Raw genomic sequence first — 16,865 nt, 5'->3', positions numbered from 1 at the left:
TATAAAAAAAGGACTGCCATTGAAATTGGCAGTCCTTTTGGTTATTAAGAACATACTATCAGGTGGTCCATTATTTCTATCATCAATTATTTGAACCCTCGAAAAGCTCTACGGTGTGTAAATGAGAAAATGGTCAAATAGATAGAAATAAAGAACAAGGGAACGGTAATAATTAATGGTATTAATTGCATTAGTCCAAATAGATTAAAGAAGAATGCCAAAATGGTTAACAGCAGAAAGAAAAAGGGATAAAATCGATGGATAAGTAACACCTCCAGATTCTAGGTATATACCATGGTTAGAGGAAAAAAGATAACTTACTTTATACTTAAATGTATGCTTCATCGACATTTTATAGAAGTGTGACATTTTTGTGAAATAATGAACAAAACTATTGCGTGAATATTTTAATACTGTTATATTTTAATTGTGAGATGTTTAACAAACAAAACCCCTTTGTTTGACCTGAAACTTTCTCCCATCCCCTTTGTTTTAAAATATACTAGATTAGAAAAGATATGTCGACGGACATATCTTTTTTAGTAAAAAAATCCCAAGTTAGACACACAAGGGATTAAGGTATATGAAAAAGAGTTATTCTCTGTTGTTTGGTTGAATATATCTCCAAAAGTAACCATACTTAACAGGTACTTTTTCGACCACTTGCTTCAACCGTAATTTTTTCATTTCTTTTTCTGTTTTCTCTATAGACCATTCATAGACAACTGAAATTTCCTTTGTACCTACAAAATCATAGTGTGATAAGAAATCTTCAATTGGTGGTTTATTGGCTGGAGAAGGATCTTTTTGTAGCATTTGTTTTAGTACTTTCACATAAATATCATATGGATATAGCCCCGATATTTTCAGACCCTCTTCTTCCTCTGATTCATTAAAAAACACCATTGCAGGGATGTATTCGACGTCCATTTCTTTTGTCAATTTCAAATCACATTGTAAAGCTTTTCTGGCAGAATTTGAATATAGATCATTTTTAAATTCCTCGATGTCTAATCTTGCGTCCACCGCACATTCCATCAAAACTTTTTCTTGTGAAACATCCTTTTTATTTAAGAAAAGGTATTCTTGTAATTTTCGTAAAAATCTTCTACCAGCTTTTTTACCTTGCAGCTCGGCAGCCTTTATGGCAATTGATGCAATCCATGGAGAAGATATCGGGTTTTCTATCCACAAATCTCCGTCACAGCTCATACCTGTTCGCTTGGCAGTCTTTTCCCATATTTGTTTTAATTGCTTTGGTCTATCAAATTTATCTTTATTTAATGTTGCAAGTTGACCGCTCAATATAGGACGAATTGTGAAGAATCTTCCATACTCGATTGTCAGCTTTTTTAAGTATGGTTCTAGTGACCAACATTCAGGACATAGCGGATCAATAAAAACATAGATCTCTACCTTTTTCTTCAGTAAATCAAAAAAGCCATACTGTGCCTTGGTATTAGTTTTCTGGTTGTTTGATGGCCCAGATGGATTCCAACTCACATCGATTCTCCTTTCTGTTCATCAACTGTATTCATCATGTGGTGTGCAGTTAAAGTTAGTCGGTCAAAAATAGCTGTTCGATAAGGCTCTTCTATATCAGACTCTTCAAGTGCATCTGCCATACATTCAAGCCAAGCAGCTTTTCTCGTTGGAGTAATAGTGAATTCCAAATGTCTTCGTCGTAACATTGGATGGCCGTGCTCTTCTAAATAAAGAGGAGGTCCACCAAAGAATTGTGTTAGAAATTGTGTTTGTTTTCTAGCGGTTTCGGTTAAATCGTTAGGAAAAATAGGAACTAATTCTGGATGAACAGCAACTCTTCTATAAAACGCATTTACTAATTCTTCAATTTTATTCTGTCCACCAATTGCTTCGTATATGGTTCCTGGAAGCTTTGACATGAATACCAAAACCTTTCATATCTTTATGAGCTATGCTTTAGCTGTGTACTAATTAATATCCTTTGGAAGAATACTGTAACTAAATAATGACAAAGCCATCTATTAATTAAATCTCGTCTCACAGTTATTTATTTGTAATTTATTGTAACAGTGGCAAATAAGGTTGGGCAACTTATATGATTACAATGACGAGTAGAAACGTTTGATTTTGTTAGGAGTCTCTTTTTTAGGAATATCATGATTCTCTAATAGTTCATGGAACACTCTTTCTCCAATGGCCTTCTCGGTTGCCTCAATTTCTAATTCATAATCAGATTGATTATTGTAGGTACTATAATCTAATACAATCGTTGTTTGTTTATAAAGCGTTTCTAAGCGATACGTTTTAAGTGTTCCACCATAGTTCAACCCAGCGAAGTCAATTCCTAGTTGATTTAGCTGTTTAGCAACAGTTGGTTTTGGAATGATAACACCGTTGATCCATGAAGTTGCTTCCGTAGTTGTTAATGTATCATGTGTTTCTAATAAGCCTTCTGGATGTGGTTCCTTCAAGGTGAGCTGCCATAAATTATTTTTTTCTCTAATTCGAAGTGCTGCACCTTTATCTTTTAGTCTAAAGTCGCTAGTTTCAAAATAGTGGTTTGTTTGAATAACCGGTTCTACATTTTCTAATTCGAAAAAAAGTCGCAATTTATCATATTCATCTTTTGTTAGCAGATTTTTAAACTCTATTTCAATTTCTTGTGACATAATATTACCTCCAGCGTTGTCTTTCTATCATTGTGTAAAATTTTCAATGAAAATGCAAAAGTTAGCTACTATATTTTTAAAAAGCGCACCTGTTGTGTAGGTTTTACTGACAAAAAGACAAGAAAACTTTTTTGTCGAATGAAGCACCATTGAAAAAAGGTGTTCTACTGGTGCAAGTTTCACTTTATGATACAATTAGTATTGTATTATACTCATAGTAGAAGGATTTTATAGGTGGTGTTCTTTGTGAATTGGGAAGCTTTCCTTGCACCTTATGTTCAGGTAGTTGAGGAATTAAAAGTTAAACTAAAAGGAATGAGAGCTCAATTTGAGTATGAGTCAAGGCATTCTCCAATTGAATTAGTAACAGGCCGGGTAAAACCGGTGCCGAGTATTTTAGAAAAAGCACACCGCAAAGAGATTCCAATGGATAGTCTAGAAGAAGAGGTACAGGATATTGCTGGGGTTCGTGTTGTTTGTCAGTTTGTTGATGATATACATTCAATTATAGAAATGCTTCATAATAGAAATGACTTTTTCATCGTAGAAGAAAAGGATTATATATCTGAAAAAAAGGATAGTGGTTATCGTTCTTATCATATTATTATCAAATACCCAGTAGAGACAATTCACGGTGAAAAACAAGTAACCGCAGAAATTCAGATCAGAACTATGGCGATGAACTTTTGGGCTACAAATGAGCATTCTTTAAACTATAAATATGAAGGGCAAATTCCAACAAAAGTAAAATCTAGATTAAAAAGAGCAGCAGAAGCAGCCTTTAAATTAGATGAGGAAATGTCTAAAATAAAAGATGAGGTACAAGAGGCGCAGCGTCTCTTTTATAAAAATAAAAACAAACACTAGGGGGCATCTAGACATGAAATTTGCGGTAACTTCAAAAGGAGATACTAAATCAAACCAATTAAAAGAATTTATTATAGATTCTTTAACTAATTTGAAAATGATACACAATGAAGCAGAACCTGACTTAGTTATTTCAGTTGGTGGTGATGGCACTTTTCTCGAAGCCTTCCATACATATAATCATCGATTAGAAGAAACTGCTTTCATCGGAGTCCATACTGGCCATTTAGGATTTTATGCAGATTGGGTCCCAGAAGAAGTAGAAAATCTTATTGCTGAAATTACCAAGAATACTTTTAGAGTCGTAGAATATCCCTTACTTGATATAAAAATATATCCAAAAAACGGACCAGAAATTGAACGGTTTTTAGCTTTGAATGAGTGCTCTGTCAAAACACCAGAAGGATCGGTAGTATTGGATTTGAATATAAAGGGAGAGCACTTTGAACGCTTTCGAGGTGATGGTCTTTGCATCTCGACACCATCAGGGAGTACAGCCTATAATAAAGCTTTAGGTGGAGGGATTATCCATCCATCACTAGAATCCATCCAAATTACTGAGATGGCATCAATAAACAATCGAGTGTTCCGTACGATTGGTTCACCATTAATTTTACCAAAGCATCATGTATGTGAATTGAAGCCAATCTATGATGATCGCAGTTTCTTACTAACGATTGATCATATAACTAAAAATTATACAAATGTCAAGGCAATTGAATGTCGAGTTGCTGAAGAAAAGATTCGTTTTGCAAGGTTTCGTTCCTTCCCGTTCTGGAAACGAGTGCATGATTCGTTTGTTTCTGACAAACGTTAATAACACCAAAAAGAAAAAAACTAAACAGCTAGAAAGGTGTCAGAAAATGTGATTTGGGCGATAAGTATGGAACATAACGGTATGTTAGTGAAAGATTATTTGATGTCAGTTCAAGGATTTTCACGTCGACTCTTGAAAGCAGTCAAATTTCAAGGAGGTAGTATTCTAGTCAACGGAGAGAATGCCACTGTACGTAGAGTGTTAATGGTAGGTGATGAAATAGCTATTGTACTTCCGGAAGAAACAAAAGGAACATTTATGGAAGCAGAGAATCTTCCTTTAGAAATAGTATATGAGGACAATGACGTATTAGTAATCAATAAGCCTGCTAAGATTGCATCGATTCCCTCACTTCATCACAGCTCTGGAACGATCGCCAATGGGATTCTTGGGTATTATCGAGCTCATAATTTAACTTATACTGTACATATTGTAACGAGATTAGATAGGGATACATCTGGACTATTGTTAGTTGCTAAACACCGGTTTAGTCATTCGCTTCTTTCAAAAGATCAGAAACAAGGGAAGGTAAATCGTAGTTATTACGCAATAATAGAAGGATATTTTACTGGTACACAGGGTACGATTGATGCACCGATTGGTAGGAGAGAGAATTCGATTATTGAGAGAATGGTAAGAGATGATGGACAGCGAGCAGTTACTCATTATAAATTGATGATGGAAGCAGGTCAGTTTTCCTTGCTAGATGTCAAGTTAGAAACTGGACGTACTCATCAAATTCGTGTCCACTTTTCTAATTTAGGCTATCCGCTTGTTGGGGATGATCTCTATGGTGGAAACAATGACAAAATTAATCGTCAATCACTTCATTGTAAAACATTAGAATTCACACAACCAATGACGAAGGAACGTCTATCTTTTAAATGCGAAATGCCTCAAGACATGAGAGAACTTCTCAAATAATGTAGAAAACCCTCCTCGTTAAGTCAGGGAGGATTTTTACATTCAGTCTGTTTACTTGCCATTTAACATATTATCAGAAATTCAGGCTTTTTCTTTTAATCAAAGGAATTAAATTTGTCATCAACGAGCGGCTGTAACGAGGGAACGGTAACCGTTTGTTCTTCTGGTAAACGAAAAGCGGTTAATGCATTTCCAAAAACACACCCTGTATCGATATTAATCGTTCGATTGACAATTCTTGGTTCCCTTACAGGTGTATGGCCATAAACAATCCAGCGATCGCCTTGATAAGACTGAGCCCAATCTCTTCGAACCGGTCTACCATCAACATGAGACTCACCAGTAATATCTCCATAAAGCACAAAAGTCTTTACTTTCTTGCTTGTTTTACCTATTAATTCTTCAGTGATTCCAGCGTGGGCGATAACTGCATTCACCTCAGGTAAATCAAGATATAAATCGGAATTTTCATATACCGACATAAAGGCATGACGCACCTTTTTTTGCATCTTGCTATCTAGCGACTTATATTCTTTTACTGTTGTCTCTAATCCATGTGTTTCTTTCACATCATTGCCTGAAAAATAACGATATAATTTATTGCAATGGTTTCCAGGTACATAAAGAGCAGTCTGCTCTTCGATAACCATTTTGTAAACTAACAGAACGACAGCTATTGAATTTGGTCCCCTGTCTGTCAAGTCACCAATGAAAATAGGAAGTCTACCATCTGGATGAATTGGTAGGTTATTTTCCCACTTATAGTCTAGTTCGTTAAATAAGTGTTCCAATTCATCTATGCAACCATGTATGTCACCAATAACATCAACTTGCATTTATATCCCCTCCTAAATAAAAGTTAACGAAGACCTAGTCTGCATAATAAAATAAAGGTGGATGCATAGTAAATAGCATTTCCACCCTTATTAATTCTAATCAAACATATATTCTTTTGTGCGATAATTAATATTTAAAACAATTCCTATAGCTATTAAATAAGTTAACGTTGAACTTCCACCATAGCTAATAAAAGGAAGAGGTAATCCGGTTATTGGAAGTAACTGAATCGACATACCGATGTTTTGAAAAATTTGAAAGGTAAACATACCAATCATTCCCGTTACAAGAAAGCTACCAAATTGATCATTACTTTGTAATCCGATATGAATTAATCGATATATTAACAAGAAGAACAATGTAACTACAAAACTTGCTCCGATAAAACCAAATTGCTCTGCAATAGCTGAGAAAATCATGTCGGTGTGACGCTCGGGAATATAAACTTCAAGATCTCTAAGTCCCTTCCCAGATAATTGACCAGAGCCAATCGCTAACATAGCACGAATCAATTGATATCCAGAATCTCCATAAACTTCAGGATACAACCAACCATAAAATCGACTTTCAACATGGCCAAATCCGAAATCATATAATAATTTCCTTGTAGCATCAGGCATTGCCATGTAAAAAACGATAAAGATTCCGACTACTACTCCAAATATACCAGTAATTGAAAACAGGATTCGCCACCTGATTCCAGAGATTAAAATCAAACAAGCTACAATAGCAGTTAAGACTAATAACCCGCCAAGGTCAGGCTGAACAGCAATTAACCCCATTGGTGGTAATGAAATGACTGCCATTTTAAAAAGTAACCAGATATCACTTTTATTTGTACGGTTGCTGAATTTTTCATTATGACTTACCATGATGTGCGACAGAGCTATAATTAAGAAAATCTTCATAAATTCAGCTGGTTGTATAGTTGTACCACCAATAATAAACCAACTACGTGCTCCGTTTGCTTCATGAATAAATGGAGCAGGAAAATTGAGATAAATCATCAGTAATGATATTATTCCAATTCCATATAACAACCAGACGACTTGCCTAAATCGATCATAATCAATAAACATAATGATGGCGATCAGCATTGAACCAACAATGTACCAGACGCTTTGTTTCAAAACGAAATTTTGACCATCATAAACTGAAGGTAAATAAGGTTCGACTGAATAAATAGAGAAGCAGCTAACGATAGCTAGTAAGAAAACAATAAATAGTAAGGAATAATCTATGTTTGGATTTGTATTTTTTGAACTCATATGTTTTACCTTTCTTTCTGTTTATTATCTGAAAAACAACTCTTTAAACTTGAAATAATAATTTATTGTAAGATTAAATAACTATTTGTCGTTTATTTTTTGATATAATATAATAACTAATCATGAACTTGGCTTTTCCTTAATGAAGAAAATTAATAACACAACTATATGAGTGTAACGCAGTAATCTGTAACAAGCTATGCATAAGTTTAAGTTTACATCAAAAATATACTTTTTTTAAGTATTGATTTCTTTCAGTGTTAAATTTCGTTAGGTAGATTAAGAAAAAGGTGCGAAATTTGGAGCACCATTTATTGACTTTTTATATTGACAAAAATTATCATGCCCTTTACTATTGTACGGTCATGTTGATAGGAGGTACTACAGGTGGAATATTTAAATGAGTCTCAACGAGAAAAACACTGGGAAAAGATACATGCAGCATTAATGAACGAGCAGATCGATCAATTCCGCGCAGAGTTTTTAGAGATACACCCATATGATCAAGCAAAAATATTTGAGGAGCAATCAGATGACATACGCTCTCTTATTTATACCTACCTGTCACCTGAGGAAATAGCGGATGTCATGGAAAATATCGATAGTGAAGATGTTGAGCCTTTTTTTAATGAAATGAATCCTCGCTATGCAGCAGATGTACTAGCAGAGATGTCTACAGATGATGCTGTTGATATTTTGAATGAGTTTGACAAAAACAAGGTTGCAAGTTTTCTTACTATTATGGACGAAAAAGCTGCAAGTGAAATAAAGGAACTACTTCATTACGAAGAGAAGACTGCTGGTAGTATTATGACTACCGAGTTTGTATCTGTTCATATAAACCAAACGGTAAAAGAAGCAATGAGACATTTACGAAAAGAAGCTCCAGATGCTGAGACCATTTATTACCTTTTTGTGGTAGATGATCAAAAGCGTCTTGTTGGTGTTTTATCACTTAGAGATTTAATTATTGCCGAGGGTGATTGGTTAATCTCAGATGTGATGAGTGACCGAGTTGTTTCTGTAGGCGTAGCTGATGACCAGGAGGAAATAGCGCAGATGATGCGTGACTATGACTTTCTTGCGTTGCCAGTAGTAGGGTTTCAAAATTATTTATTAGGGATTATAACTGTCGATGATATTATGGATGTAATGGAAGAAGAGGCAAGTGATGATTACTCTAAACTAGCTGGTATTTCAGATGTTGAGAAGCCAGATGATAATGCTTTTACTTCTGCTAAGAAAAGATTACCATGGTTAATCGTCTTATTAATTTTAGGTTTGTTTACAGCAAATATTATTGGAAGATTTGAAGAAACATTGGACATAGTACCGATCCTTGCTATTTTCATTCCATTAATTGCCGGTATGGCTGGAAATACAGGGACTCAAGCTTTAGCAGTTGCAGTCAGAGGAATTGCTACAGGAGAGTCAGATAAACAAGGTAAATCAAAAATTTTGTTACGCGAGGGTTTAACGGGTTTAATTAATGGCGTATCATGTGGAATATTAATTACAATCATAGTTTATGTCTGGAAAGAGGATATTTACCTGGGACTTTTAGTTGGGATTTCTATTATGGCAACATTAATTGTGGCAACAATAGCTGGAGCCATGATACCTTTATTGATGGACCGTCTCAAAATAGATCCTGCAGTTGCTTCAGGACCATTTATTACAACAATAAACGATATTATCTCGATTTTAATTTATTTTGGAATGGCAACATCTTTTATGAACTTGTTGATCCATTAGAGGAGGAAAAGTAATGGAGCATGCAGAATCTGTTAGTTCACTAGTCATTGTAATCTTAGCCGCATTCATTACACCCATTTTGATGCATCGTTTTCGCCTGAAAATGATCCCAGTTGTAGTGGCTGAAATTATTATAGGTCTAGTTATAGGTCATAGTGGTTTTAACATAGTTGATGACAGTAACTGGTTAGAAACTTTATCAACGTTAGGTTTTATATTTTTAATGTTTTTAAGCGGTCTAGAAATAGATTTTTCGATATTTGCTAACAAAAAGAAAAACAGGAAAAAGAAGACTAACAATGGAATGCCTAATCCGGTTGTAATTGCGTCGATGGTGTTCATTGGGATATTTATACTGTCGCTAGCTTTATCATTTTTATTTGTTTTCGCTGGATTTATCGACAATGTATTTTTAATGACACTAATTATTTCAACCATCTCACTTGGAGTGGTTGTACCAACCTTAAAAGAAGCGCATGCAATGAAAACAGCTGTAGGTCAAACAATTTTGTTAATAGCTGTTATAGCTGACCTTGCAACGATGATTTTATTAGCTGTATTTGTTTCTTTCTATGGGGATGGATCAGGAAATATGTGGCTTCTGCTTATATTGTTTGGTGCAGGGATACTAATCTATTTCATTGGAAAGTATTACAGAAATCAAACATTTATTGAAACGATGTCCAGAGGAACGATACAAATTGGGACACGGGCAGTATTTACGTTAATCATTTTCTTGGTTGCTTTATCAGAAACTGTAGGAGCAGAAAATATTCTTGGTGCGTTTCTAGCAGGGGCGCTAGTATCGTTACTTTCACCAAACCAGGAACTAGTACAAAAAATGGATAGTTTTGGTTATGGATTTCTAATCCCAATTTTCTTCGTGATGGTTGGAGTGGAAATAGACATTTGGTCGCTGTTTGGTGATCCAACAGTATTAGCACTAATTCCCTTGCTATTAATTGCACTACTTGTTTCTAAGCTAGTTCCAGTTGTTATACTAAAAAAATGGTACGATTGGAAAACAGTGATAGCTTCAGGAATGATACTGACATCTACACTTTCTCTTGTAATTGCAGCTGCTACAATTGGGGAACGAATTGGTGTTATCGATAGTCAGATGGAAAGTGCACTAATTTTAGTCGCGGTACTAACTTGTTTAATAACTCCACCGTTCTTTAAAAAACTGTACGTTAACCAAGAAGAAGAGGATCATAAACAAATTGTTTCTTTTGTAGGGTCAAACCAGGCGACATTACCAGTAGTCCGTGAACTCGACTCATCATCCTTTGAATCACACCTTTATCACACGAAATTGGATAAAATTGATGAGAAGATAACTAGATCTGTTTTTGATATCACTCAGTTAGATAATTACAATTTAGAAAAGATGGAAGAAATCGGCGTTTTCGATGTTGATTTACTTGTAGTATCTACTGGTGATGAGGCTCAGAATTCAGAAATAGCAACTTATGCAAAGCAAATAGGCGTTGAACGTGTTATTGCTCGAATCGAGTCACCGCGAATTGATCGAGAATTAAAAGCGAAAGAAATAGAGGTATTCTCAGTTATACTGTCAACCAAGACATTGTTAAAAGCTTTAATTGAAGCGCCAAGTGTCGTTGATATCTTAACAAACCAAGAAACGGCACTCTATGAAATTAATATGAATAACACTAGTTATAACGGAACACTGATAAGAGAATTTCCGTTCACAGGTGACGTTATTATGGTCCGAATTTTTAGAGGGAAGGATTCAATTGTCCCTCATGGTGATACGGAATTAAAACTAGGAGATCGTTTAATCGTAACTGGTTCAAATGAATATGTGGATGAACTGCAATTGATTTTAGAATATAGTTAAATAATAATCCTGCCTAAATAGGCAGGATTATTATTGTCTAATGATTGAGTTTATTGTGTTTTTCAGATAAAATAGTATCAGGTACTAATAACAGGATATAAAACAGGAGGATAAATAAATGAATTTTTCATTAGAAGGTCGTACATACGTGATTATGGGTGTTGCGAATAAACGCAGTATTGCATGGGGAATTGCTCGTTCCTTACACGAAGCTGGTGCCAGACTTATCTTCACTTATGCAAGTGAACGTTTCGAGAAGCCGGTAAAGGAATTAGTCGATTCCTTAGAAGGACAAGATGCATTGTTTTATGAATGTGATGTAACTGATGATGATGCAGTCCAAGCTTCATTCGATCAAATGAAGCAAGATGTGGGAACAATTCATGGTCTTGCTCATTGTATTGCATTTGCTAATAAAGAAGATCTAAATGGTGAATTCCTTGATACGAGTCGTGACGGCTTTTTATTAGCACATAATATTAGTGCTTATTCCCTTGTATCAGTAGCTAAAGCGGCAAAGCCGTTAATGTCCGAAGGCGGTGGAATTGTCACCATGACGTATTTGGGTGGTGAGCGTGTCGTTCAGAATTACAATGTTATGGGTGTTGCCAAAGCGAGTCTTGATGCTAGCATGAAATACTTAGCAAATGATTTAGGTAAACATGCAATCAGGGTGAATGCTATTTCTGCAGGGCCAATTCGTACACTCTCTGCAAAAGGAATTGGAGATTTTAGTTCAGTCCTTAAGCAAATTGAGGAAAAAGCTCCACTTCGTCGCACCGTTACACAAGAAGAAGTCGGGGATACTGCTTATTATTTATTAAGTGATTTATCTCGTGGTGTAACAGGAGAGATTATTCACGTTGATTCTGGATATAACATTTTAGGCTTGTCTTAAACAATGAAGGTGTACAGGAATTTCATTCTTGTACACCTTATTTACTATTTGCTTAGTAAATTATAAAATTGCTTTCGTTAGGATGTTTTTTTGACAATGTTAGGCCGTGTCCAGCTCCAGCGCCTAACCGGAAATAAGTGCTTTTCTTATTTCGAAGGCGCCCTGCGCTTTTGTTCTTGTAATGATCATTCTTAAATTCATGTCTGTAAACTCATAATAGATTGTAAATAATTGAAACCAAGACTTTTGTAGATGTTCTCAGCGAAGTTATTGGCAAAAACATTTAATCGAACTTCCTGGTAGCCTTGTTGTTTAAACAGTTGAATACTATAATTCAATAAAAATTTTGAAATCCCCCTTTTTCTGTATTCAGGTAATACATAGAGCTCGTATATAAATCCGTGTGGTTGTTCTGTCAATAGATCGAAATCCACCCCAATTAAAATCCAACCAGCAAGTTTTCCATCAGGATTACGATAGACAAGGTAATAGCCGCCATTGTTTAATATTGGTAGAATGATTTGATAAGCTTTGTCAATACTTACTTTATTGTGCATCATTGCTCCTTCATTTGCTGAATCCGCAATTTTAGAGTAAATGATAGTCATTTCATAATCAGTAGGCTTTGTTATCATAAAACCCCCCCTAAATTTTATCTACTGTTTTTTCTTTAAGATAGACTCTATTATATTTTTCAAAATCTACTAATTTCCTAAGCATCTAAGGACTAAGATATGATTATGTGTATTATTATCTAAATTAATTTTAAAAGGATGCCCCAAATAGCGGACATCCTTTTAATCGATTAACAATTAAAGTACAGATACTGCAGGTAGGCAAGTAATTGCACAGAAGCAATTCAAGTCTACCGTAATACAAATACCAGTGCGATTTAAATCATTAACCTCTTCTCCATCTAGTTGTTCACACGGTGTATCGTCGCCTTCAGCCCCGTCGACATTACCTGGTCGGTCTGGTTGATTAGCGTCGAAGCTAAGCAATTCTAATACTGCACAGCAATCGTCATCATCGCTAACTTCTTTGACACGGAAAATGAAGCTCTCGGTACAGTCGAATTCAGGAACTCCACCGTTCATTTCAACATCAGCACCAAAAGCTCTAAATGGTTGTAAGTCTTTACCATAAAGAATAAATGGGACTGTATCTAAATTATTTGCAGCAACTGGTGCTACTAAGTTTTGAATCGACTTTGCACAACTAACATCACATGTAAGATCTATAACGTCATCTTGTGCGTCAGCAATAGCGCGGACAACATCACACACACAGTTCCCTGAATCAAAAATATCGTCATCAACGCCTAGAACGTCATCATGTCTATTCTTCCCCATTAACAGGTACACTCCTTTATTTTTTTATTTGATTGTACATACACAATATATGAAACCTTACTATTTTCGATTAGACTAATGTCCCAAGTACCTGAAAGGGATTAAAAATAGGCTCATAACTGAGAACAAAAAGAATAGAAGGTGCCCCCTTAGGAACGCCTTCTATTGCCATGCTCAAATTAAAGAACAGAAACTGCAGGTAGGCAAGTTATTGCACAGAAGCATTTCAAATCTACCGTAATACAGATACCAGTACGGTTTAAGTCATTTACTTCTTCCCCGTCTATTTGTTCACACGGTGTATCGTCGCCTTCTGCTCCGTCAACATCACCAGGTTGATCTGGTTGCTCGTCATCGAAACTAAGAAGTTCTAGTACAGCACAGCAATCGTCATTTTCGCTAACCTCTTTGACACGGAAAATGAAACTCTCGGTACAGTCGAATTCTGGAGTACCACCGTTCATTTCAATATCTGCCCCAAATGCTCTAAATGGTTGTAAGTCTTTGCCATAAAGAATAAATGGTACTGTGTCTAGATTGTTTGCTGTTACTGGTGCAACTAAGTTGTTAATAGATCTAACACAGCTAACATCACAAGTCTGATCTATAACGTCTTCCTGTGCATCAGCGATAGCGCGAACAACATCACAGACACAATGTTCTGAATCAAAAATTGTTTCAACATCATTGTTTCTTCCCATATAAAATACACTCCTTCTAAAAATTTATCTTTCAATTACAAATTATGCAGAATTTAATTATATGTATAGATAAGTATCATTCTATTTGAAAAATAGATGAATTTAGGTGAATAGTAAGCCAAACGATATAAACAAATAGTAGAAGAAGTCAATAAACTTAGTTTAAAATACATTACTATAAATCTTGAACCTTAGATTTTGTATTTGTTACAAGACAGGCGATTTCTTTCAACTTCTACACACAATATAGGTGAACACACATATACTGTATGAAGAATTATGATATTAGGGGAGGAATCCATTTATGGGTAAGCGAAAAAAACGTGTGCAAAGACCAATGCTTTATATTGCTCAGCCCGAGTTAGGTGATCCATTAGCCTCCATGCAATCCGATTATAGAACGCCAAAAAAAAAGAAAGTTAAGAAACAAAACAAACAAATTAGTGGTCACACAAGAACAGTATCATCAAGAAAACGAGCGGTATCACGTGAATCAAATGTAGAATATCCTTCAGATGACGAAGTAAGTCAGAATAGAGGCGAGGATTTAGGAAATAGAATGGAAAGAAAACGATTTAGTGATATGTCGATTGAGGAAAAAGTTACTTATTACGCAGGTATGCCGTTCCATGTTCCAAAAATGAAATGTGAAGTTGTTACACTGAATAAAAACTATAGAGGAATCATTGAAGACTTTCATGATGGAATTGTTTTTATGAAAACTGCTAGGAAAGAGGTAGAAATTAATATAGATGAGATAAATGATATTCAACTAGTTAGCTTATAATTCGAATAATGCATGCAAAAGAGTAGATCTTTTGCATGTATTAATTTTAGCTCGATTAAGAACAAACAGAACTAAGAAACTCTAGGAAACTAGGCTGATGTCCATAACCATTACTAGACATTCACATAGAATAAAGAGATGAATTTTTGATAAAAGGAGTGAACATCTTTATGTCTGAAAAGAAAAAAGTAATTTATGTGAAAGATTTAGTAATAAAAGCAGACAACGTACACATCGAGCCTCAGCAACGACCTCGTTCAAATGACCCATTCTTCGGACCAAGAAGAGGGGTATTGGCAGAGGAATCTGTAGAAGACAAGAAGGACGAAGAAGAAGTAGAAGCAGTTGAAGATGATCATGGCAATGATGATCATAAAGACGATGAAGAAAAAAGACCTTTTTCTTGGATATAGTTAAGGTGAAACAGGGCAACTTACATGTTGCCTTGTTTTGTGGTCTAGTAAATCATAAATGGACTGTTGTTGACAATTAATTCCAAAGCTTAGCCACGTCCAGCTCCGGCGCCTACCACCTCGAAGTCTTAAGTCAATCCTCTCTGTGGCAAAGAACGCCACGCCGAGGCTTGTCTTAAGCTTGTCGGTGGTGAGCAAGGCGCCTGCGCTTTTGTTCTTACATCTTGCAAAAAAGAGGAGGGAAGAAATTGCCGGATAGAGTACCTGGTTTTCATGGAACTGTAATGAAACATCTTGGAGACATTGAGAAACATTTGGGAAAGAATGAAAAATGGTTTCAACGGCCTGAAAAACGAATCAGACAATTTGAGCAAGAAATGATCCAATGGGATCACAAATTTAATGGTAGCATCAAAGAATTAGAAATTACTATGCTTGAATTTGAAAAATTAATTGATGGATAGAGTTATTTTCCTGCATATATTTCCTTTAAAAAGGGTATATACAACTATCAAGATGTTAGGAGGAGAGGTTATGGGCTATATACTTCCAGTCCAGCAGTATCAATATGAGCAATATCATTCGCGAACGGTTAGAACAAAGCATGACCCATATCCAATTGAAAACTTACATCGAGCACAACTGAATACAATGTACAAAAATAGTAAGCAACCTAACGTTAATACAAATAGTTTATACACCCCTGCCGCTGTCCATAAGTCTGCTGAAGAAAAAATTTTTGCAGAGATAACAGGAATTGGGAAGAATATCAGCGAACATGTATAGATAACAGAAGACAAGGAGAATAATTATTATGGAATTCAGGCAGTTTAATGATACCTGTTATGCTTTTTATGGGCCCGTCAACATTGGATATGTCACACAGGGTGAAAAAGGAATGTTAATAGATGCAGGAATTGATAAATCTACAATCAAAAAAGTCATTAAGCAGTTGAAAAATAAACAACTGCCTATCACACACCTTTTCATCACTCATGCCCATTCCGACCATTTTGGTGGTGCTAAGTATTTACAAAGTGAATACGATGTTTACACAATTGCACCTTATTTAGAGGAAGCGATCATGCGGTATCCAGTGTTAGAACCTGTTTATTTGTTTGGTGGTAATGAACCATTGTCCGAATTAAGAAATAAATTTATTGAAGGTAATCCGTTACGAATAGACAATGTCCTCACAGAAGGTTTTCATACGATAGATAACTTCTCATTTGATACTTATTATCTTCCAGGTCATAGTTACTATCAATTGGCACTACGAATTCATGGTGTATTATATGCAGCTGATGCTTATTTTAGTGAGGAACAATTGAGCAAGCATAAGATTCCTTTTCTTACTGATGCAGAGCAGGCAATTGAAAGTCTTAATAAGATAAAACAAATTTCCTGTGTGGGTGCTATTCCTGGTCATGGTGTCTATCAAAAGGATTTTCATACAGTAGTTGATGCCAATATTAATTATCATCAAAAATTATTGGATTGGTTAGAAGAAAAAATAGCTTCGAACCCAGATGGGCTTACCCACGAAACATTAGTGGCTGATATGTGTGAATATTATCAGGTAAACCCTTCACAGTTGTCTCAATTTTTATTATTTCGAACAGCCGTTACAAGTTACTTGGTAGCCTTAATTAAGCGGGATAAAGTTAGGAGTACAATTGTCAAAGCGAAATGGATATTTTATAAAAAAAACTAAAAGGGGAAGGAAGC

Annotated in this window: 20 protein-coding genes; 11 read left to right on the top strand and 9 right to left on the bottom strand. The window is 35.4% G+C overall.

Annotated features, from left to right (window positions below; all coding sequences use genetic code 11):
- Positions 1 to 86: 86 nt before the first annotated feature.
- The 4 genes from LD272_RS21785 to LD272_RS16085 form a co-directional block, all read right to left on the bottom strand.
- Positions 87 to 272, bottom strand: coding sequence for a hypothetical protein (locus LD272_RS21785; protein WP_500784467.1), 186 nt, complete (start codon positions 270 to 272; stop codon positions 87 to 89).
- A gap of 322 nt (positions 273 to 594) precedes the next feature.
- Positions 595 to 1,503, bottom strand: coding sequence for a ClpXP adapter SpxH family protein (locus LD272_RS16095; RefSeq protein ID WP_369413996.1), 909 nt, complete (start codon positions 1,501 to 1,503; stop codon positions 595 to 597).
- The gene (locus LD272_RS16090) at positions 1,500 to 1,904 is read right to left on the bottom strand and encodes a globin domain-containing protein (protein WP_226037645.1); all 405 of its coding nucleotides are present in this window, start codon (positions 1,902 to 1,904) and stop codon (positions 1,500 to 1,502) included. The genes LD272_RS16095 and LD272_RS16090 overlap by 4 nt, the downstream gene beginning before the upstream one ends.
- A 180-nt stretch (positions 1,905 to 2,084) precedes the next feature.
- Entirely contained in the window at positions 2,085 to 2,654 is a 570-nt protein-coding gene (locus tag LD272_RS16085) for a CYTH domain-containing protein (RefSeq protein WP_226037644.1), read from the bottom strand.
- Positions 2,655 to 2,900: 246 nt separating this feature from the next.
- Between LD272_RS16085 and yjbM the strand changes: the two genes are divergently transcribed.
- The 3 genes from yjbM to LD272_RS16070 are packed head-to-tail and all read left to right on the top strand — an operon-like array spanning position 2,901 to position 5,262.
- Positions 2,901 to 3,521 (top strand): GTP diphosphokinase, encoded by a 621-nt coding sequence (gene yjbM, locus LD272_RS16080; RefSeq protein ID WP_226037643.1) that lies wholly within the window; start codon positions 2,901 to 2,903, stop codon positions 3,519 to 3,521.
- Positions 3,522 to 3,534: 13 nt separating this feature from the next.
- Positions 3,535 to 4,338, top strand: a complete 804-nt coding sequence (locus LD272_RS16075) for an NAD kinase (RefSeq protein WP_226037642.1) — start codon at positions 3,535 to 3,537, stop codon at positions 4,336 to 4,338.
- A 48-nt stretch (positions 4,339 to 4,386) separates the two neighbouring features.
- Positions 4,387 to 5,262 carry an RluA family pseudouridine synthase gene (locus tag LD272_RS16070; RefSeq protein WP_439647406.1) on the top strand — a complete coding sequence of 292 codons (876 nt, stop codon included), beginning with the start codon at positions 4,387 to 4,389 and terminating at the stop codon, positions 5,260 to 5,262.
- Positions 5,263 to 5,357: 95 nt separating this feature from the next.
- On the opposite strand, the gene prpE is transcribed toward LD272_RS16070, so the two are convergent.
- On the bottom strand, positions 5,358 to 6,098 hold the full coding sequence (gene prpE / locus LD272_RS16065; protein WP_226037641.1) for a bis(5'-nucleosyl)-tetraphosphatase PrpE: 741 nt from the start codon (positions 6,096 to 6,098) through the stop codon (positions 5,358 to 5,360).
- Positions 6,099 to 6,194: 96 nt separating this feature from the next.
- Positions 6,195 to 7,367: an FtsW/RodA/SpoVE family cell cycle protein gene (locus LD272_RS16060; RefSeq protein WP_226037640.1), complete on the bottom strand. Its 1,173-nt coding sequence runs from the start codon at positions 7,365 to 7,367 to the stop codon at positions 6,195 to 6,197.
- A gap of 387 nt (positions 7,368 to 7,754) precedes the next feature.
- On the opposite strand from LD272_RS16060, the gene mgtE reads away from it, so the two are divergent.
- From mgtE to fabI, 3 genes are all read left to right on the top strand, one after another.
- Positions 7,755 to 9,122, top strand: a complete 1,368-nt coding sequence (mgtE, locus tag LD272_RS16055) for a magnesium transporter (protein WP_226037639.1) — start codon at positions 7,755 to 7,757, stop codon at positions 9,120 to 9,122.
- A 13-nt stretch (positions 9,123 to 9,135) separates the two neighbouring features.
- Positions 9,136 to 10,986 carry a monovalent cation:proton antiporter family protein gene (locus tag LD272_RS16050; RefSeq protein ID WP_226037638.1) on the top strand — a complete coding sequence of 617 codons (1,851 nt, stop codon included), beginning with the start codon at positions 9,136 to 9,138 and terminating at the stop codon, positions 10,984 to 10,986.
- A gap of 118 nt (positions 10,987 to 11,104) precedes the next feature.
- Positions 11,105 to 11,884 carry an enoyl-ACP reductase FabI gene (gene fabI / locus LD272_RS16045; protein ID WP_226037637.1) on the top strand — a complete coding sequence of 260 codons (780 nt, stop codon included), beginning with the start codon at positions 11,105 to 11,107 and terminating at the stop codon, positions 11,882 to 11,884.
- Between the two features lie 197 nt (positions 11,885 to 12,081).
- Here the strand turns inward: fabI and LD272_RS16040 are convergent, their stop codons facing one another.
- The 3 genes from LD272_RS16040 to LD272_RS16030 all read right to left on the bottom strand — a co-directional run bounded on the left by LD272_RS16040 (position 12,082) and on the right by LD272_RS16030 (position 13,937).
- The gene (locus LD272_RS16040) at positions 12,082 to 12,519 is read right to left on the bottom strand and encodes a GNAT family N-acetyltransferase (protein WP_226037636.1); all 438 of its coding nucleotides are present in this window, start codon (positions 12,517 to 12,519) and stop codon (positions 12,082 to 12,084) included.
- A 177-nt stretch (positions 12,520 to 12,696) separates the two neighbouring features.
- Positions 12,697 to 13,236 (bottom strand): CotY/CotZ family spore coat protein, encoded by a 540-nt coding sequence (locus LD272_RS16035; RefSeq protein ID WP_226037635.1) that lies wholly within the window; start codon positions 13,234 to 13,236, stop codon positions 12,697 to 12,699.
- Between the two features lie 179 nt (positions 13,237 to 13,415).
- Positions 13,416 to 13,937, bottom strand: coding sequence for a CotY/CotZ family spore coat protein (locus LD272_RS16030; RefSeq protein ID WP_226037634.1), 522 nt, complete (start codon positions 13,935 to 13,937; stop codon positions 13,416 to 13,418).
- A 304-nt stretch (positions 13,938 to 14,241) separates the two neighbouring features.
- Between LD272_RS16030 and LD272_RS16025 the strand changes: the two genes are divergently transcribed.
- The 5 genes from LD272_RS16025 to LD272_RS16005 all read left to right on the top strand — a co-directional run bounded on the left by LD272_RS16025 (position 14,242) and on the right by LD272_RS16005 (position 16,851).
- A complete protein-coding gene (locus LD272_RS16025) occupies positions 14,242 to 14,724 on the top strand; it encodes a CotO family spore coat protein (protein ID WP_226037633.1) in 483 nt (160 codons plus the stop codon).
- Between the two features lie 170 nt (positions 14,725 to 14,894).
- Entirely contained in the window at positions 14,895 to 15,137 is a 243-nt protein-coding gene (locus tag LD272_RS16020) for a hypothetical protein (RefSeq protein ID WP_226037632.1), read from the top strand.
- 248 nt (positions 15,138 to 15,385) lie between these two features.
- Positions 15,386 to 15,601: a hypothetical protein gene (locus tag LD272_RS16015; RefSeq protein WP_226037631.1), complete on the top strand. Its 216-nt coding sequence runs from the start codon at positions 15,386 to 15,388 to the stop codon at positions 15,599 to 15,601.
- A 70-nt stretch (positions 15,602 to 15,671) separates the two neighbouring features.
- A complete protein-coding gene (locus LD272_RS16010; RefSeq protein ID WP_226037630.1) occupies positions 15,672 to 15,923 on the top strand; it encodes a hypothetical protein in 252 nt (83 codons plus the stop codon).
- 28 nt (positions 15,924 to 15,951) lie between these two features.
- Positions 15,952 to 16,851, top strand: coding sequence for an MBL fold metallo-hydrolase (locus LD272_RS16005; protein ID WP_226037629.1), 900 nt, complete (start codon positions 15,952 to 15,954; stop codon positions 16,849 to 16,851).
- Positions 16,852 to 16,865: the final 14 nt, after the last annotated feature.

Origin of the sequence: Aquibacillus saliphilus, assembly GCF_020404745.1 — a bacterium.
Taxonomy (GTDB): domain Bacteria; phylum Bacillota; class Bacilli; order Bacillales; family Amphibacillaceae; genus Aquibacillus; species Aquibacillus saliphilus.
The sequence above is the reverse complement of the archived record's forward strand: the minus strand, read 5'-3'. Positions and strand labels throughout refer to the sequence as shown.